Genomic DNA, 17,190 nt, shown 5'->3' with positions numbered 1-17,190 from the left:
CGTCCGGGCATGGGTGGGTAGAGGCTGCACCCTCCGGGCGGCCGGCGGCACCCCCGAACGGCCGGGGTGGGACGTCTCGACGGCTGTACCTACTGGTGTGTACGGTCGCCGTGTGAACGCCCGCGAGCGACTGGTCGAGGCCGCGCAGGACCTGCTGTGGGAGCGCGGGTACGTCGGCACCAGCCCCAAGGCGATCCAGGACCGCGCCGGTGCGGGCCAGGGCAGCATGTACCACCACTTCACCGGCAAGGCCGACCTCGCGCGCACCGCCCTGCAGCGCACCGCCGACCGCGAGCGCGCCGGCGCGGAGGCCCTGCTCGGCGGGACCGGCACGGCGCTCGAGCGGCTGACCGCCTACCTGCGGCGCGAGCGCCAGGTGATGCGCGGCTGCCCGGTCGGCCGGCACGCCCAGGACCCCGACCTCGTCGCCGACGCCGCGCTGCGCGCACCGGTGGAGACGACGTTCGCCTGGCTGCGCTCCCGCCTGGCCGAGGTCGTGACCGAGGGGCAGGCGGCGGGGGAGCTGCGCCCCGACGCCGACCCCGCGGCGGTGGCGGCGGCCGTCGTCGCCACCGTCCAGGGCGGCTACGTCCTGGCCCGCGCGGCCGGGCGGCCGGAGCCGTTCGACGAGGCCGTCGAGGGCGCCGTCGCGCTGCTCGGCGCCCTGGCCCGCTGAGACCCGGAGGAGGGGACGACGTGCACGTCATGCAGTACGAGATCGGCCTGCCCGCCGACCAGGACATGGCGGTGATCGAGCGCCGGGTGGCCACCCGGGGCACGGCCACCGACGACTTCCCGCACCTGGGCGTCAAGGCCTACGCCGTCCGCCGGGTCGGCCGGCACGGGTCGGCGGTCAACGCCTACGCGCCGTTCTACCTGTGGCGCGACCCCGCGGGCCTCGACGCGTTCCTCTACGGCCCGTTCCGGAACATCGTCGCCGACTTCGGGCGGCCGCCGGTGCGCTCCTGGATCGGCGTCTCGTTCGACCGCGGCCCGGCGTTCGCGGAGGCGCCGGTGTTCGCCACCCGTGCGGTGCGGTCGCTGCCGGCCGACGTCGCACCGGGGGAGGCGGTGGAGCGGGAGGCCGCCCAGGCCGGGCCGGCGGACGACCGGTGGCACAGCCAGGCCGTCGCCGTCGACCCCTCCCGCTGGGAGCTGGTCCGGTTCGTGCTGTGGAGCGCGGTGCCCGACACGGTGCCCGCCGGGTCGACGCCCTTCGACGTGCTGCACGCGAGCACCCCGCACCTGGCCGACCTGCCGACCGGCCGCCTCTGGTGACGCGGTCCGGCCCGCCTCCCCGGGAGGGGGACGGGCCGGACCGGGACGCGGGGTGGGTCAGCGCGGGTCGCCGACCAGCTCCCGCTCGCGGGACGTGGCCGGGTCGCGCTCCAGCGCCGCACCCTCGACGTCGAGCACCGGCAGCCAGCCCAGCCAGCGCGGCAGCCACCACGCGCGCTCACCGAGCAGCGCCAGCGCCGCGGGCACGAGCACCATCCGGACGACGAACGCGTCGACCAGGATGCCGACCGCCAGCGCGAACGCGATCGACTTGATCGTCGCCTCGCCCGCCGGCACGAAGCCGGCGAACACGCTGAACATGATCAGCGCGGCGGCCACGACCACCGGCGCGGCCTGGCGGAACCCAGTGCGGATCGCCTGCAGCGGCGGGGTGCCGTGGCTGTGCGCCTCGTGCATCCGCGACACCAGGAACACCTGGTAGTCCATCGCCAGGCCGAACAGGATCCCGATCACGAGGATCGGGGTGAGGCTCAGCAGCGGCCCGGTGGTGTCGAGGTTGACCACGTCGGCCAGCCAGCCCCACTGGAACACCGCCACGGTCGCGCCGAGCGAGGCGCCGATCGTGAGCAGGAAGCCCAGGACGCCGACCAGCGGCACCAGCAGCGACCGGAAGACCAGGACCAGCAGCACGAGCGCCAGCCCGACGACGAGCGCCAGGTACTTCGGCAGCGCCTCGTCCAGGCTCTGCGCGACGTCGACGCTGACCGCCGTCTGCCCGGTGACCGAGGCCTCGACGCCGTCGAGCGAGCCGAACTGGTCGCGCAGGTCGGCGACGAGCTGCTCGGTGGCCGCGCTGCTCGGGCTCGACTGCGGGACCACCGTCAGCAGGGCGGCGGTGCCGTCGGCGTTCGGGATCGGCGGGGCGACGACGGCGACGTCGTCGAGGCCGGGGATCTCCTGCGCCTGCTGCGCGGCGGCCTCCACGGCGCCGTCGCCCTCGAACAGCACGGTGATCGGGCCGTTGAAGCCCTCGCCGAAGCCCTCGGCGAGCAGCGCGTCGGCGCGAGCGGCCGACGTGTCCTCCGCCGGCTGCTGGATGAGCGTCGTGCGCATCGAGGCGACCGGGATCGCGACGACGCCGAGCGCGACGATCGCCAGCAGCAGCGAGGCGACCCGGCGGGAGGTGACGCCGTCGGCCCAGCCGGCGAGGAAGCCGCGGCCGCGGGCGGGGACGGACGTGCCCTCTGCGGCCGCCGCGCGCATCCGCTTCGGCAGCACCCGGGTGCCCAGCAGAGCGAGCACCGCGGGCACCAGGGTCAGCGCGACGAGCACCGCGACGACGATCGTGCCGGCCGCGGCCAGACCCATCTGCGTGAGGAAGGGGATGCCGGCGACGAACAGGCCGGCCAGCGCGATGACCACGGTGAGGCCGGCGGTGACGACCGCGGAGCCCGCGGTGCCGACGGCCAGGCCGATCGAGCGGCGCACGTCGGTGCCGCGCAGCAGCTCCTGGCGGTGCCGCGTGACGATGAACAGCGTGTAGTCGATGCCGACGGCGAGGCCGAGCATCGCGGCGAGGATCGGCGTGGTCGAGGACAGGTCGACGAAGCCGGTGGCGATCGTGATGCCGAGGACGCCGACGCCCACGCCGACGAGCGCGGTCAGCAGGTTCATCCCGGCGATCGCCAGCGCGCCGTAGGTGACGGCGAGGACGACGAGGGCGACGACGACGCCGATGACCTCCGACGGGCCGCCGACCGCGGGCACCTCCTGCACCGCCTCGCCGGTGACCTCGACGGTCAGGCCGCCCTCACCGGCGTCGGCGACGGCGTCCTGCAGCGCCTCCTGCTCCTCGGGCGTGACCCCGCCGGGCGCGGCGTCGTAGCTGACCGTGCTGTAGGCGGTGGTCTGCTGCTGGTTGACCGCTGGCGCGGCCGGGTCCAGCGGGTTGGTGGCGGAGGTGACGCCGGGCAGCTCGCCGAGCGTGGTGACCAGCTCGGTCACCGCCGCGGCGTTCTCCGGCGTCGTCAGCGTCTGCCCCTCGGGGGCGACGACGACGACCCGCGCGGTCGCCCCGCCGGCACCGGCGCCGAACTGCGACTGGATCCGGTCGAGCGCGGTCGTCGACTCCTGGCCCGGGATGGAGAAGTTCGTCGACGTCGGCCCGGAGAGCGTGACCGCGCCGACGCCGCCCGCCACGAGGACGAGCAGCCACACGGCCAGGACGGCGAACCGGTGCCGCGCGGAGAAGGTCCCGAGTCGGGACAACAGGACAGCCATGGATCAGGCCTCCGCCTGGTGGGGGTGGGAAGGGACCGCGCGGGGACGGCGGTGTCCGAGCGCGTCGAGGCACGTGGCGACCACGAGGGGCCGCCACGCGCTGGTCTGGTCCGCCTCGTGGGCGGCGAGGGTGAGGACGGCGAGGGCGGCGACGGCGCCGAGCACGCGCACGAGCCGCTCGGGGTCGGCGTCCTCGTCGTGGGGGTCGACGCCGAAGCACTCGAAGACCGCGGTCTCGGGTCCGCCGGGCTCGTGCGCGCCGCCGTCGGGGAGCTCGGTCACCGGGGCGAGCAGCATGGCCACGAAGCCGGGGTGGCCGAGGGCGACGTCGACGAGGACCTCGATCGCCCGCCGGTCGCGGGCGGGGCCCGCGGGCAGGGGGCGGACGGCCTCGAGCACCCGCCGGCCGAGCGCGTCGGCGTGCGCGAGCACCGCCTCGTGCAGGGCGTCCTTGCTGGGGAAGTGGTGCAGCAGGCCGGCCTTCGACAGCCCGACGGCGTCCGCCACGTCCTGCAGCGAGGTCTTGGCGTAGCCGCGGCGGGCGAACAGGCCGGCGGCGCGGTCGAGGATGCCCTCGTCGATCTGCTGCCGGAACGGTCGTGCCACGTCCCCAGACGGTACGCGCGACCGACCGAATCGGTCGGTCCGCCGTCCGATCCGGTCGGGTGGGGTGTGTCACGTCCCGCTGGCCGGGAGTCGGCTCGGTCCTCGCGGCCGCGGACGGGAGGATGACGTCATGACGACACGCAGGAGGGTCGGCCCCGCGGACGCGCGTTCGTGGCTGCTGGTCAACGGGGCGCGCCCCGAGCTGTTCGACGAGCGGTACGCCTCGCGCGCCGACCAGGTGGTCCTCGACATCGAGGACGCCGTGGACCCGGCCCACAAGGACGAGGCGCGCGCCGGCGTCGTCGAGTGGCTCGGGGACGCCGGCCGCTCGGCGTGGGTGCGCATCAACGACCACTCGACGCCCTGGTGGGAGCACGACGTCGCCGCGCTGGCCGGCCTCCCCGGCCTCGCCGGCGTGATGCTGGCCAAGACCGAGGCCGGCGAGCACGTCACCGAGACCTTCGACCGGCTCGGCGGCGCGACCCCCGTGCTCGCGCTCGTGGAGTCGGCGCTGGGCATCGAGGAGGCGGTGGGCATCGCCCGCGCCCGCGGCGCCTTCCGGCTCGCCTTCGGCAGCGGCGACTACCGCCGCGACACCGGCACCAGCGCCGACGACCTGGCGATGGCCTACCCGCGCTCCCGCCTGGTCGTGGCCAGCCGGATCGGCGGGCTGCCCGGGCCGATCGACGGCCCGACGGTGAGCACCAGCCACCCGGTGCTGCGCGAGCAGTCCGCCGTCACCGTGTCCCTCGGCCTCACCGGCAAGCTGTGCCTCGACCCCGACCAGGCGCCGGTGATCAACGAGGTCATCAGCCCCGCGCCGTCCGACGTCGCCTGGGCGCTGGACTTCCTCGCCGACTTCGAGGCGCGCGGCCAGGTCATCCGCGACGGCAGCGACCTGCCCCGCCTCGGCCGCGCCCGCAAGATCGAGCGGCTGGCCGCCACCTTCGGGGTGCAGCCCAGCTGACCCGCCCCTGCGGTCCTCCCGGCGCCCGGGAGGACCGCAGGCCGCCGTCCCCGGTGGTGTGCGGTCGCGGCGCGCTCCCGGCCTGGGATGCGCCACGGGTGCACGTCACCGTGGGGGAGTGACCGCTAGACCGCCGTCGCGGTGACGAAGGTGCAGACGCCGTCGCCGGAGGTGGCGCGCTGGCGGACGCCCAGCAGCCACAGCACCGCCATCTCCACGCGGTAGGCGATCCGCATCGGGCCGGTGTAGAGGGTGTCGCCGGCGGTGGTGACCTCCACCGAGCCGAAGCCCGCCCGCTGCACGTGCCGGGTGAGCATCCAGTCCGGCAGCAGCGTGATGTGGCCGGGGGAGTCGTAGTGCCGCGGCCCGAAGATGTACGGGGCGCCGCGCAGCAGGGTCAGCAGCCGCGAGTGCGGGTGCGTGACGTTCGGCGTGCTCACCAGCAGCCGCCCGCCGGGCCGCAGCAGCGCGCGGATCGAGCGCAGCACCTGCCGCGGGTTCTCCACGTGCTCCAGGGTCTCCACGCAGACGACGAGGTCGAACGGGCCGCGGGTGTCGTCGGTCCACTCGGGGTCGTCGAGGTCGAGCCGGGCGATCCAGTCGTGCGGCGGGTCGAGGTCGGTGGGGACGACGTCGATGCCGGCGTCGCGCAGCCGCAGCGCCAGCGCCCCGCACCCCGAGCCGACCTCGAGCACCCGGCCGCCGTCGGGCAGCGCGGCGCGCACCTGCGCGGCGGCGTACTCGTGCACCCCGGGCGCGGCGTGGATGCCGTGCCCGCGGTAGGTGCGGACCGCTTCGGTCCGCCGGCCGTCGCGGTGCTGGAGGTCGGTCACCTGTCCACCCTGGCACCTCGGTCGCCCGCCTGCCGAAGCCGGAGGTCAGGCGGGCGCGCCGTGGTGGACGACGCGGCCCTTGCCGGCGCGCTTGGCGGCGTACATCGCGGCGTCGGCGCGGGCCATGAGCTCGTCGGCGCCGACGGCGGCGTCGCCGGGCCCGAGCGCGACCACGCCGGTGCTGGCGCCCACCGGGCGCAGCGTGCCCGCGACGGTGAACGGCAGCGCCATCGCGGCCGCCACCCGGGCGGCGGCCTCGCCGGCGTCGCCGCCGTCCTCGAGCACCACGGCGAACTCGTCGCCGCCCAGGCGGGCCACGGTGTCGCCGGCGCGCAGCGAGCCCGTCAGCCGGCCGGCCACCCCCCGCAGCAGCTCGTCGCCGGCCGCGTGCCCGAGGGTGTCGTTGACCGCCTTGAAGTCGTCGAGGTCGAGGAAGACGACGGCGACCGGCCGCATGTCGCGGGCGTGCAGCGCGAGGGCGTGCTCGAGCCGGTCGAGGAACAGCGCGCGGTTGGCCAGGCCGGTGAGCGGGTCGGAGAAGGCCAGCCGGCGCAGCTGCGCCTCGCGGGCGGCCAGGTCGTCGGCGAGCCGCACGTTCTCGCGCACGGTGCCGTACTGGCGGGCGAGCAGGGCGGCGACGACCAGGGCGGCCACGAGCTCCTCGCCCTGCGTCAGGGCGGCGCCGGAGAGGGTCCGGACGAGGGCGGTGCCGAGGGCCAGGGTGACCGGGGCGTAGGGGAGCAGCGACGCCGCGGCGCTGGTCCGGCGGGCGGCGTGGCCGGCGGGCGCGGCGCCCGCGGCGGTCGCCGGCCGGCACAGGCCCGCGACCGCGAGCAGCACGAAGGCCAGCGTCCAGCCGGCGTCGGCGGTACCGCCGTCGTAGGCGCTGGTCGCGGCGAGGTAGGTGAAGGCGCTGTCGGCGACCGCCATCGCGGTGACGCCGGCGGCGACCAGGTTGAGCGGGCGGCGGTCGCCGGCGGTGCGGGTGACGAGCAGGACCGCCAGCACCACGAGGGCGACGTCGGCGACCGGGTAGGCGGCCAGCAGCAGGCGGGCGGCGACGTCGTGGCCGGTGTCCTCGCGCAGCACCGCGCCGAGCGCGGTCTGCCAGCTGACCAGGCCCACGGCGCCGGTGGTCATCACCGCGTCGAGGCAGCGCTGCCACCGCCCGGTGCGCCCGCCGCCGGCCGGGTGGACCGCCAGCGCCAGCACCGCGCACGCGGAGAAGCCGAGGAAGCCGACGTCGGCCAGCGACGGGAACGGCGACTCCCCGCGGGCCGCGAGCACGGTCCAGTACGCCTGCCCCGCCGACCACGACCCGCAGGCCGCGGCCAGCAGCCACCACGCCGTGCGCATCCGCAGCCCGGCCGACGCGACGGCGTGCCGGGCGGTGGCCGCCGCGGCGGCGGCCGCGGCCAGCGCCTGGACGACGTCGGAGACCAGCGTCGCGGCGGAGGAGGGCAGCACGGCGGTCGCGAGCACACCCACCGCGCAGACGGCGACGAGCAGCGCCCCCAGGTGCCGGGGGGCCGGGCCGGTGCGGGCCACCTCGTGCTCCTCTCGTCGACGGCGGTCTCCTCCCGTCATCGGCGCGCGGCGGCGCCGGGGAGATGACCCGTCGGGGTGAGGGAGCGCGCGGCTCAGCCTGCGGCGAGCGCCGCCGTCTGCTCCGCGCACAGCTCGGCCAGCGCCTGGGGCGCCGACCGGCACAGCCGCGGGAAGGCGAGGAAGCCGTGCGGCATGCCCACGTACTCGGTGTGCCGCACCGGCACCCCGGCCGCGCGCAGCACCGCGGTGTAGCGGGCGCCGTCGTCGCGGATCGGGTCGTGCTCGGCCACCTGCACCAGCGCCGGGGGCAGGCCCGTGTGGTCCGGGGCGAACAACGGGGAGGCGTAGGGGTCGGTGGGGTCCTGGCCGCCCAGGTAGTGGTCGCGGAACGCGAGGCAGTCGGCCTTCGTCAGCACCGGCGCGGAGGCGTTCTCGTCGATCGAGGGGCTGCTCATCGTCAGGTCGACCGAGGGGTAGACCAGTCCCTGGTGGGCGATCCGCGGGCCCGAGCGGTCCCGCGCCATGAGGCACACGACGGCGGCCAGGTTGCCGCCCGCGCTGTCGCCCATCACCGCCACCCGCTCCGGGTCGGCGCCGAGCTCGGCCGCCCGCGCCACGACGTCGACCAGCGCGGCGTAGCAGTCCTCGGCCGCGGCGGGCCAGCGGTGCCCGGGCGCGAGCCGGTAGTCGACCGACACGACGACGGCGCCGACCGCGGCGGCCACGTTGCTGCACAGCCAGTCGGCGGAGTCCAGGTTGCCGAGCGTCCAGCCCCCGCCGTGGAAGTTGACGACCAGCGGCAGCGGGCCGTCGCCGCCCTGCGGCCGGTAGGTGCGCACCGGCACGTCACCGACCTCGCCGCGCGCCGTGCCGTCGGTGAGCCGCACGCCGCGGGCCACGCCGCCGAGCAGCGCGTCGGTGAGCGGGTTGTGCGGGATGCGCTGCGCCTGCGCCCGGCGGATCCGCTCCTCGTCCATCGACGAGACCGACATCCGGCCCAGCAGCCGGCCCAGCACCCGCACCCGCAGGTCCATCCCTGCCACGCGCTCCTCCTCAGATCCGGTCGACGACGGTCTCGGCGTACCAGGCGAACCCGTGGCCGGGCACCACGACCCGGCCGTCGGCCACCGGCAGCACGCCATCGCTGCCGTGCACCTGGGCGAAGGTGCCCAGCCCGGTGACCGTGTCGGCGTCGACGGACGCGGGGCCCGCGGCCACGTTGGCCACCCCGACGAACGTGCCGTGCCGCGGGTGCCGGCGGCGCCACACCAGGACGGCGTCGCTGCCGGCGTCCAGGGGCTCGGCGCCGACGTCGCCGGTCAGGGACGGCAGCGACCGGCGGGCCGCGCCGAGTTCCCGCAGCGCGGCGCACACCCGCCCCTCCACGGTGGCGGGGTCGGCGGCGCGCCCGGCGGCGGCCCAGTCCAGCGGCGGCCGGTGCATCCAGCGGTTGTCCGGGGCGAGCTCCGGGTCGGCGAGGTAGCCGGCGTCGTTGCGCTGGGCGAGCTCGTCGCCGGAGAACAGCAGCGGGATGCCGCCGAAGCCGTAGGCGACCGCGTGGAGGAGCACGAACCGGCGGACGGCGGCGTCCAGTGCCGCGTCGTCGCCGGCCTCGAGGGCGGCCTCGACGCCGCACAGCGAGGCGGTGGTGCCGGAGATCCGCGCGTCGCCGGTGGCCTCGTTCTCCTGGAACAGCGCGCCGCGGGCGAACGAGCCGGGGAAGCGGCCGGCGTAGAAGTCGTTGAGGAACCGGCGGTGCGCGAAGCCGTCCAGGCCGACCGCCGCGGCGTCGGTGTCGGTGACCGCCCAGCCGATGTCGTCGTGCCCGCGCACGTAGGTGCACCAGGTGGTCGTGCGGGGGATCGGCCGCATCCGGCCCAGCGACTGCCGCGCCAGCCGCACGTCGCCGGTGGCCAGGCTGCTCCACAGCAGCACCATGAGCTGGTTGTGGTACGCCAGCTCGCACTCGGGCCGCTCGCGCTCGTGGGCGCCGAGGTACCGCACCAGGTCGTCGGGCGCGACGATCGCCTCGGCCTTGAACACCACGCCCGGCGCGGCCAGCCGGGTGAGCGCGTGCAGCACCTGCAGCAGCAGGTGCGCCTCGGGCTGGTTCTGGCAGTCGGTGCCCCGCCGCTTCCACATGAACGGGACGGCGTCCATCCGGAAGACGTCGACGCCGCGGTTGGCCAACCAGGTGATCTCGCCGAGCACCGCGAGCGCGACCTCGGGGTTCGTGTAGTCGAGGTCCCACTGGTAGGGCCAGAACGTCGTCCACACCCAGCCGCCGGCGCCGCCGAGCGCCTCCGGCACCCAGGAGAACGAGCCCGGCGCCCGGTCGGGGAAGACCTCGGGGATCGTCGCGTCCCAGGCGTCGGGCTCGGCCCGGTCGGGGTAGGCGGTGTAGAAGCCGGCGTACGCGGGGTCGCCGGCCAGCCAGCCGCGCGCCCACGGGTGCTCGCGGGCGGTGTGGTTGAGCACCAGGTCGATGCACAGGCTCATCCCGCGCCCGTGCAGCGCGGCGGCGACCGCCTCGAGGTCGGCCATCGTGCCCAGCCGCGGGTCGACGGCGCGGTAGTCGGCCACCGCGTAGCCGCCGTCGTTCTCGCCCTCCCGCGGGCGCAGCAGCGGCATGAGGTGCAGGTAGGTGGTGCCGAGGTCCTGCAGGTGGTCCAGCCGGGCGGGCAGCTCGCGCAGCGTGCCGCAGAACCGGTCGACGTAGCAGACGTAGCCCTGCACGCCGGGGGACTGGAACCATCCCGGGTCGATCTCGCGGCGCCGGTCGATCCGCCGCAGCGGCGCGGGCCGCTCGGCGGCGGCGGCCAGGGCGGTCCGCAGCCCGCGGGCGAGGACGTCGCCGGCGCGGTCGCCGTACAGCCCGGTCAGCGCGGCGGTGAGGTCGGGCAGGGCGAGCCCGACCCGGGTGAGGAAGGCGTCGGCCTCGTCCGCGCCGAGCGCGGTGGCCACCTCCCCGGAGAACCCCACCGGCAGCCTGCTGTCCTCCGCGCCCCCGCTCACGTGTCCTCCGTAGCGCGTCCCGGGCCCACCCGCACCCGGGCGAGCGCCTCGTCGGCGAGCCGGGCGAACTCCTCCGCGGGCGACGCCGGGTCCCAGGTGCGGAACGCCGCCCCGAGCGCCGCGCCGGCCGCGGCGGCCAGCAGCCGTGGGCCGAGCTCGTCGCCGGGCAGCCGCCGGGTGGCCCACGCCTCCAGCGCCGCCTGCACGTGCCGGTGCACCTCGACCGGGTAGTCACCGAGCTCGCCCGAGCCGGCCACCCGGCGGTACACGCGCAGCACGTCGTGCGGGCCCCAGCGGACGAACACCGCGCAGATGCCGCGCAGGTCGGCCCACACGTCGCCGGTGTCCGGCGCCTCGGCGGTCAGCCGCTCCAGCCGCTGGGCGAGCTCCGGGTCGGGGTCGAACAGCGCGGCGGCCTTGGTGGGGAAGTAGTTGAAGAAGGTCCGCCGCGACGTGCCGGCCGCCGCCGCGACGTCGTCGACGCTCACCGCCGCGAAGCCGTGCTCGGCCACCAGCCGCAGCGTGGCCTCGCGCAGCGCCCGCCACGTCTCCAGCCGGGTGGGGTGCCGGGCCTGCGTCACGGCCCCGACCCTAGGGCCTTGCACTGAGTGCAAGCGATCCTTAGCGTGACGCGGCACACGGCCGAGCGGAGGAGACGACATGGCGGGACGGGTCGAGGGCAAGGTGGCGCTGGTGACCGGCGCGGCGCGCGGGCAGGGGCGGGCGCACGCCGTCCGGCTCGCCGCCGAGGGCGCCGACGTCGTGGTGGTCGACGTCTGCGGGCCGCTGCCCGACGTCAGCTACCCCTCGGCCACCGAGGAGGACCTGGCCGAGACGGTGCGCCAGGTGGAGGCCCACGACCGGCGGGCGGTGTCGGCGGTCGTCGACGTCCGCGACCTCGACGGCCTGCGCGCGGCCGCCGACCGCGGCGTGGCCGAGCTCGGCCGGCTCGACGTCGTCGTCGCCAACGCCGGCATCTGCAGCCCGCGCGCGTGGGACCGGGTGGGCGCGGAGGTCTTCGCCAACACCCTGGACGTCAACGTGACCGGCGTCTGGAACACCGTGATGGCCACCGCGCCGCACCTGGTCGCGGCCGGCGGCGGCTCGATCGTGCTGGTCAGCTCCGCGGCGGGGCTCAAGGTGCAGCCGTTCATGGTCCACTACACGACCAGCAAGTGGGCCGTCCGCGGGATGGCCAAGGCCTTCGCCACCGAGCTCGCGCAGCACGCGATCCGGGTCAACAGCCTGCACCCGACCGGCGTCGCGACGCCGATGGGCGAGGGCGACATGCAGGCGACGCTGGGCGCCGCGATGGCGGGCGACCCCAGACTGGCGCCCATGTTCAGCAACCTGCTGCCGGTGCAGATCACGCAGCCCGAGGACGTCGCCGACGTCGTCCTGTTCCTCGCCTCCGACGAGTCCCGGTACGTGACGGCCCACGAGATGGCCGTCGACGCCGGCGTCTCGGAGTTCTGAGGTGGGCGGCTCCCCGGGCAGCCGGGCGCTGGTCCTCGGCGGCGGCGGGATCGCCGGCATCGCGTGGGAGCTCGGGCTGCTGTCCGGGCTGGCCGCGGCCGGCGTCGACGTCCGCGACGCCGACACCGTGGTGGGCACCTCGGCCGGCTCGATCGTGGGGACGCTGGTGCGCACCGGCGCCGACCTGGAGGAGGCCTACGCCGCCCAGCTCGGCCCGGTGCCGGCCACCGAGCGGGCCGTCGACTTCGACGGCGCCGGGTTCTTCGCCGCGATGGCCGAGGCGCTGGCCGGCGTCTCCTCCCCGCAGGAGGCGCGGGCCCGGATCGGCGCGCTGGCGCTGCGGGCGCGGACCATGCCCGAGTCCGAGCGGCTCGCGGTCATCGGCGGGCGGATCGGGACGCCGGGGTGGCCCGCCGCGCGCCTGGTGGTCACCGCGATCGACACCGCCGACGGGGAGTTCCTCGCCGTCGACAGCGGCTCCGGGTTCGACCTGCTGCAGGCCGTCGCCGCGTCCTGCGCGGTGCCCGGGGTGTACCCGCCGATCACCATCGGCGACCGGCGGTTCATGGACGGCGGCCTGCGCTCGCCGACGAACGCCGACCTCGCGGCCGGGCACGACCGGGTGCTGGTCGTCGCGCCGATGGGCGGCTTCCCGGGCAGCCCGCTCGGGCCCTCCCTCGACGAGGAGATGGCCACGCTGCGCCGCGACGGGCAGGCGCACCTCGTGCTGGCCGACGAGGCGGCCCTGGCGGCGTTCGGGTCCAACCCGCTGGACCCGGCCACCCGCGCGCCCGCCGCCCGGGCCGGCCGGGCCCAGGCCGAGCGCGTCGCCGCGGAGGTCGCCGCCGTCTGGGGCTGAGGCCTCACCCCTCCGGGGAGGGGCGTCGCCGGACCGACTCCAGCACACGCCCGTCCCGCCGATGACCAGGATGCCCGGCCGGCTCTGGGCGACCTGGTCCCGGACGGCGGATGCCGTCCCCGGAGGAGAGAAGGTGGCGGCGTGACGGCAGCGACGGCGGCACCCGGCACCCCCACCTACAGCGCCACCGCCGTCGACGCGACGGCCCTCCTCGTCGTCGACGCCGTCGGCAGCGGGGCGCTGCCCATCAGCTGGGCCAACGAGGGCGCCGCCCGCCTGCTCGGTGCGCGCGCCGCCGACCTCCGCGGTCACGACCTGCGCTCCTTCCTCCCCGGCGTGGCGCCCGACGTGCTGCACGCGCTGCTGCACTCCGGGCGCACCGCGCAGCTCACCGCCCCGGTGCGGCGGGCGACCGGGGAGCAGGTCGAGGCCGTCGTCGTCGCCATGCCCGAGCCCTCCGGCACCCGCTGGACCCTCCGCGTCATCTCCACCGCCGACGAGCTCGAGCGGGCGCTGCGCGCCACCGCCGACGCCCACGAGCGGCGCTTCGCCGCGGTCACCGAGCGCTCGCCGGTGCCGCTGCTGCTCAGCGAGCAGGGCATGCGGCTCACCCACGTCAACGAGGCCATGTGCGCCCTCGTCGGCGCCCGCGCCGAGCAGCTGCTCGGCGTCGGCTGGCTGGACTTCCTGCACCCCGACGACATCGACGACGTCGTCGACCAGGTCGCCGGCGTCCTCGAGGGCGCCGACGGCGTCACCTCGGTGCGCGTGGTGCGCGCCGACGGGGACGTGCGGACGGCGGTGCTGCGCCTGTCGCACGTGACCACCCCGGGCGTGGGCGCCGGCTTCGTGGCCACGCTCGAGGACGTCACCGAGCGGATGGCCTTCGAGGCGCGCCTGGCCCACCAGGCCAACCACGACCCGCTGACCGGCCTGCCCAACCGCACCCTGCTGTCCGGCTGGATCGCCGAGCACTTCACCCCGGGCGCCGGAGGCCTGGCGTGCCTCTTCCTCGACCTCGACGACTTCAAGGTGGTCAACGACTCCCTCGGCCACGCGGCCGGCGACGTGCTGCTGGTCGAGGTCGCCGACCGGCTGCGCGCCGCCGTCCGGCCCGGCGACCTGGTCGCCCGCTTCGGCGGCGACGAGTTCGTCGTCGTCGCGACGTCGGTGGACGAGGCCGAGGCGGTGCTCCTCGCCGAGCGGCTGGTCGCGGCCGTGGCGCTGCCGGTGCGGCTCAGCGGTGTGGAGGTGCGGCCCACCACCAGCGTCGGGGTCACCGTGCAGACCGGCGCGCACGTCACCGCCGACGACCTCGTCCGCGACTGCGACATCGCCATGTACCAGGCCAAGGCCGGCGGCAAGGGCCGGGTGGCCGTGCTCGACGAGCGCGCCCGGGTGGCCGCCCGCGAGCGGCTGGCCCTGGTCGCCGACCTGCGCGACGCCATCTCCGGCGGCGGCATCGCGGTGTGGTTCCAGCCCATCCTCTCCGCCGCGGACGGGCGCCCCAGCGGCGTCGAGTCGCTGGCGCGGTGGATGCACCCGGAGCGCGGCGCCGTCAGCCCCGAGGAGTTCGTCCCGCTGGCGGAGACCAGCGGGCTCATCGGGCCGCTCGGCCTGCACGTGCTCGACGAGACCTGCCGGCAGCTGGCCGCGTGGGACGCCGAGCTGGGCGACGCCGCCCCGCGGCGCGCCAACGTCAACGTGTCCGCGCTGCAGCTCGACGCCTCGCTGCCCGGCCGCGTCGCCGCGGCCCTGACCCGGCACGGGCTCACCCCCGAGCGGCTGTCGATCGAGCTCACCGAGTCGGCGCTCATGACCGACCCGGCCGCGGCCCGGGAGGTCCTGCAGCGGCTGCGCGACCTCGGCGTCCACCTCGCGATCGACGACTTCGGCACCGGCTACTCGTCGCTGGCCTACCTGCGGCACCTGCCGGTCGACTGCCTGAAGGTCGACCGCTCCTTCGTCGCCGAGCTCACCACCGGCGGCGACGCGATCGCCGCGGCGGTCATCGGCCTCGCCCGGACGCTGGGGCTGAGCACGGTCGCCGAGGGGGTCGAGACGCACGCCCAGGCGGGGGAGCTCGCCCGGCTGGGCGTCACCCACCTGCAGGGCTTCCTGCACGCCCGCCCGATGGCCGGCGCCGACTGCGCCGCCTGGTTCGCCGCCCGACGGGAGACCCCGTGACCGTCCTCGACACCCCGGTCCCGCTCGACGTCGACCGGCTCCTGGCCCGCATCGACACGCTCGCCGCCAGCCGGCCCGTGGCAGCCCAGCTGGTCGCCATGACCAGCGCCGAGGACGCCGGGGCCCGCGACCTCGCCCGCGTGCTCGCCGGTGACGTGGCGCTGGCCGGCCGGGTGATGAAGCTGGCCAACTCCGCCTACTTCGGCATGTGCGGCCGGGTGACCTCGCTGCAGTTCGCCGTCACCGTCGTCGGCCTCATGACCGTGCGGACGATGGCGACCGTCGCCCTCACCGACCTCGGCGACGAGTCCGCGCTGCCGGAGGACTTCTGGCTGACCAGCACCCACGTCGCCCAGGCGGCGGCCGCGCTCGCGCCGCGCTTCGGCGAGCGCCCGCCCGACGCCCTGTGCCTGGGCATGCTGTCCCAGATCGGGGCGGCGCTGCTGCACCACGAGGACCCGGAGGGCCGTCCCGCGCTCGTGGCCGGGGCGGAGGACGCGCCCGCCCGCCGGCTGGCCGAGACCCGGCGCTACGGCGTGCACGCGCTGCGGCTGAGCGCCCTGGCCCTGCGGCACTGGGGCTTCCCGCAGCGGATGGTGACCGCGCTGGAGCTCGCCGACGACCTGACCGCTCCCGAGGGGGCCCTGCTGCGCGTGGCCACCGAGGTCGCCGCCCGGCTCTCGGGCCGGCCGCACCGGCCGGTACCGGTCGGGCGCCTGTGCGGCGGCCTGCTGCAGGAGGACGCGCTGGACCTGGTCGTGGACCGGGTGCGCGCCGAGGCCGAGGAGCTGCGGCTGGCCCTGCTGGGCTGAGCCGCCCGGTCGGGCCGGCCGTCGGCGCCCGCGGTCAGAGCACGCGGACGGCGAGCACGGCGACGTCGTCGTCCGTGCGGTCGGGCAGGACCCGCGTGAGCAGCCGGTCGCACAGCGCGTCCGCCGGCAGCCGGGACAGCCCCGCCAGCGCCCCGGCGACCGCGGCCATGCCCTCGTCGATGTCCCGCCGGCCGACCTCCACCAGCCCGTCGGTGACCAGCACCAGCGTCTCGCCGGGCTCCAGCGCCACCTCGTGGTCCCGGCGGGTGCCGGGCTCGTCGACGCCGAGCAGCCGCTCGGGTGGGGTGGCCAGCGTCCGCACCCCGCCGCCGGCGTCGAGCACCAGCGGGGGCAGGTGGCCGGCCGACGACCAGCGCAGCACCCGGCGCGGGCCGGTCCCGTCGGGCGGCAGCACGTGGGCGACCAGCGCGGTGGCCAGCGTGCCCACGTGCAGGCCGGCGAGCACCCGGTCGACCCGGTCGAGGGTGCCGGCGGGGCCGTCGGGGGAGTCGTAGGCCAGCGTCCGCACGGCGCTGCGCAGCTGCGCCATCGCCGCGGCCGCCTCCACCCCGTGGCCGACGACGTCGCCGATGACGAGCACCGTGGCGCCGTCGGGGCGGCCGAACGCGTCGTACCAGTCCCCGCCGACCAGGTCCTGGGACACCGCGGCCCGGTAGCGGACGGCGAGCTCCAGGCCGGCGGGCTGCGGCGGCGGGGTGAGCAGGCTGTGCTGCAGCGTCTCGGCCACCCGCAGCTGCCGGCCGAACAGCCGGGCGTTGTCCAGCGCCAGCCCGCCGCGGCGGGCCACCTCGACGGCGAGCGCGACGTCGTCCGGCCCCGCCGGCGGACGGTCCCCGCAGCGCACGAGGGAGAGGACGCCGAAGCCGGAGCCGCGCGCCTGCAGCGGGACGAACAGGCTCGAGCGCGGGTCCAGCCGGTCCCAGGCGGCGCGCACCGGGCCCTCCGGCAGCGACTCGGGGCCGAGGTCGGGCTCGAGCGCGGTGAGGTGCACCGGCTCGCCGGACAGCAGCGCCGAGGCCAGCGCGGACTGGTCGCGCGGGGCGGTGACCCGCCCGGCGAGGTAGGTGTCGACGGCGTCGAGCAGGCCGGGGTCGCGGTGCGCGCGGGCCGAGCTGCCGGGGGCGCCGTCGCCGGCGAGCAGCGTGACGGTGGCCCAGTCGGCCAGCCGCGGCACCACCAGGCGGGCCAGCTGGTCGGCGGCCGTGCCGGTGTCGAGGCTCTGCGTGAGGGACTCGGTGACCTCGGCCAGGTAGCGGAACCGGTCGCGCTCGACGCCGGCTCCGCCGTCGTCGGTCGGTGTCCTCACCCAGGCTCCGTCCCGGCCCGCGGTCCCCGCACGTGCCGGGT

15 protein-coding genes are annotated in these 17,190 nt (G+C 76.8%); 7 read left to right on the top strand and 8 right to left on the bottom strand.

The features are described from left to right. The first annotated feature begins 112 nt into the window (after positions 1-112). Together ACI78R_RS16645 and ACI78R_RS16640 are read left to right on the top strand one after the other, a co-directional pair. Positions 113-676, top strand: coding sequence for a TetR/AcrR family transcriptional regulator (locus ACI78R_RS16645; RefSeq protein ID WP_457041519.1), 564 nt, complete (start codon positions 113-115; stop codon positions 674-676). Between the two features lie 29 nt (positions 677-705). Further along, positions 706-1,278 carry a DUF4865 family protein gene (locus ACI78R_RS16640; RefSeq protein WP_457041544.1) on the top strand — a complete coding sequence of 191 codons (573 nt, stop codon included), beginning with the start codon at positions 706-708 and terminating at the stop codon, positions 1,276-1,278. Between the two features lie 57 nt (positions 1,279-1,335). On the opposite strand, the gene ACI78R_RS16635 is transcribed toward ACI78R_RS16640, so the two are convergent. Then, a complete protein-coding gene (locus ACI78R_RS16635) occupies positions 1,336-3,519 on the bottom strand; it encodes an MMPL family transporter (protein WP_457041518.1) in 2,184 nt (727 codons plus the stop codon). Between the two features lie 3 nt (positions 3,520-3,522). Then, complete coding sequence (locus tag ACI78R_RS16630) at positions 3,523-4,125, bottom strand: TetR/AcrR family transcriptional regulator (protein ID WP_457041517.1); 603 nt, start codon at positions 4,123-4,125, stop codon at positions 3,523-3,525. A 130-nt stretch (positions 4,126-4,255) separates the two neighbouring features. Between ACI78R_RS16630 and ACI78R_RS16625 the strand changes: the two genes are divergently transcribed. Then, positions 4,256-5,092, top strand: a complete 837-nt coding sequence (locus ACI78R_RS16625; RefSeq protein ID WP_073419231.1) for an HpcH/HpaI aldolase/citrate lyase family protein — start codon at positions 4,256-4,258, stop codon at positions 5,090-5,092. A gap of 125 nt (positions 5,093-5,217) precedes the next feature. Here ACI78R_RS16625 and ACI78R_RS16620 read toward each other — a convergent pair whose 3' ends face one another. The 5 genes from ACI78R_RS16620 to ACI78R_RS16600 all read right to left on the bottom strand — a co-directional run bounded on the left by ACI78R_RS16620 (position 5,218) and on the right by ACI78R_RS16600 (position 11,069). Continuing rightward, positions 5,218-5,925 carry a class I SAM-dependent methyltransferase gene (locus ACI78R_RS16620; protein ID WP_073419232.1) on the bottom strand — a complete coding sequence of 236 codons (708 nt, stop codon included), beginning with the start codon at positions 5,923-5,925 and terminating at the stop codon, positions 5,218-5,220. Between the two features lie 45 nt (positions 5,926-5,970). Next, positions 5,971-7,473, bottom strand: a complete 1,503-nt coding sequence (locus ACI78R_RS16615; protein ID WP_457041516.1) for a diguanylate cyclase domain-containing protein — start codon at positions 7,471-7,473, stop codon at positions 5,971-5,973. 92 nt (positions 7,474-7,565) lie between these two features. After that, positions 7,566-8,507: an alpha/beta hydrolase gene (locus tag ACI78R_RS16610; protein ID WP_457041543.1), complete on the bottom strand. Its 942-nt coding sequence runs from the start codon at positions 8,505-8,507 to the stop codon at positions 7,566-7,568. A 19-nt stretch (positions 8,508-8,526) separates the two neighbouring features. Then, positions 8,527-10,488 (bottom strand): alpha-amylase family protein, encoded by a 1,962-nt coding sequence (locus ACI78R_RS16605; protein ID WP_457041515.1) that lies wholly within the window; start codon positions 10,486-10,488, stop codon positions 8,527-8,529. Beyond that, positions 10,485-11,069 (bottom strand): TetR family transcriptional regulator, encoded by a 585-nt coding sequence (locus tag ACI78R_RS16600; RefSeq protein ID WP_457041514.1) that lies wholly within the window; start codon positions 11,067-11,069, stop codon positions 10,485-10,487. The genes ACI78R_RS16605 and ACI78R_RS16600 overlap by 4 nt, the downstream gene beginning before the upstream one ends. Before the next feature lie 79 nt (positions 11,070-11,148). Here ACI78R_RS16600 and ACI78R_RS16595 point away from each other — a divergent pair, with 79 nt between their 5' ends. The 4 genes from ACI78R_RS16595 to ACI78R_RS16580 all read left to right on the top strand — a co-directional run bounded on the left by ACI78R_RS16595 (position 11,149) and on the right by ACI78R_RS16580 (position 15,822). Continuing rightward, positions 11,149-11,964: a mycofactocin-coupled SDR family oxidoreductase gene (locus ACI78R_RS16595; RefSeq protein ID WP_457041513.1), complete on the top strand. Its 816-nt coding sequence runs from the start codon at positions 11,149-11,151 to the stop codon at positions 11,962-11,964. 1 nt (position 11,965) lies between these two features. Beyond that, on the top strand, positions 11,966-12,823 hold the full coding sequence (locus ACI78R_RS16590) for a patatin-like phospholipase family protein (protein ID WP_457041512.1): 858 nt from the start codon (positions 11,966-11,968) through the stop codon (positions 12,821-12,823). 141 nt (positions 12,824-12,964) lie between these two features. After that, positions 12,965-15,010, top strand: coding sequence for a putative bifunctional diguanylate cyclase/phosphodiesterase (locus ACI78R_RS16585; RefSeq protein ID WP_457041511.1), 2,046 nt, complete (start codon positions 12,965-12,967; stop codon positions 15,008-15,010). Continuing rightward, positions 15,007-15,822 (top strand): HDOD domain-containing protein, encoded by an 816-nt coding sequence (locus tag ACI78R_RS16580; RefSeq protein WP_073419241.1) that lies wholly within the window; start codon positions 15,007-15,009, stop codon positions 15,820-15,822. Before ACI78R_RS16585 ends, ACI78R_RS16580 begins: the two co-directional genes overlap by 4 nt. 34 nt (positions 15,823-15,856) lie before the next feature. On the opposite strand, the gene ACI78R_RS16575 is transcribed toward ACI78R_RS16580, so the two are convergent. Continuing rightward, positions 15,857-17,149 carry a PP2C family protein-serine/threonine phosphatase gene (locus ACI78R_RS16575; protein WP_073419242.1) on the bottom strand — a complete coding sequence of 431 codons (1,293 nt, stop codon included), beginning with the start codon at positions 17,147-17,149 and terminating at the stop codon, positions 15,857-15,859. Positions 17,150-17,190: the final 41 nt, after the last annotated feature.

This window comes from Geodermatophilus sp. SYSU D01106 (assembly GCF_054049995.1).
The sequence above is the reverse complement of the archived record's forward strand: the minus strand, read 5'-3'. Positions and strand labels throughout refer to the sequence as shown.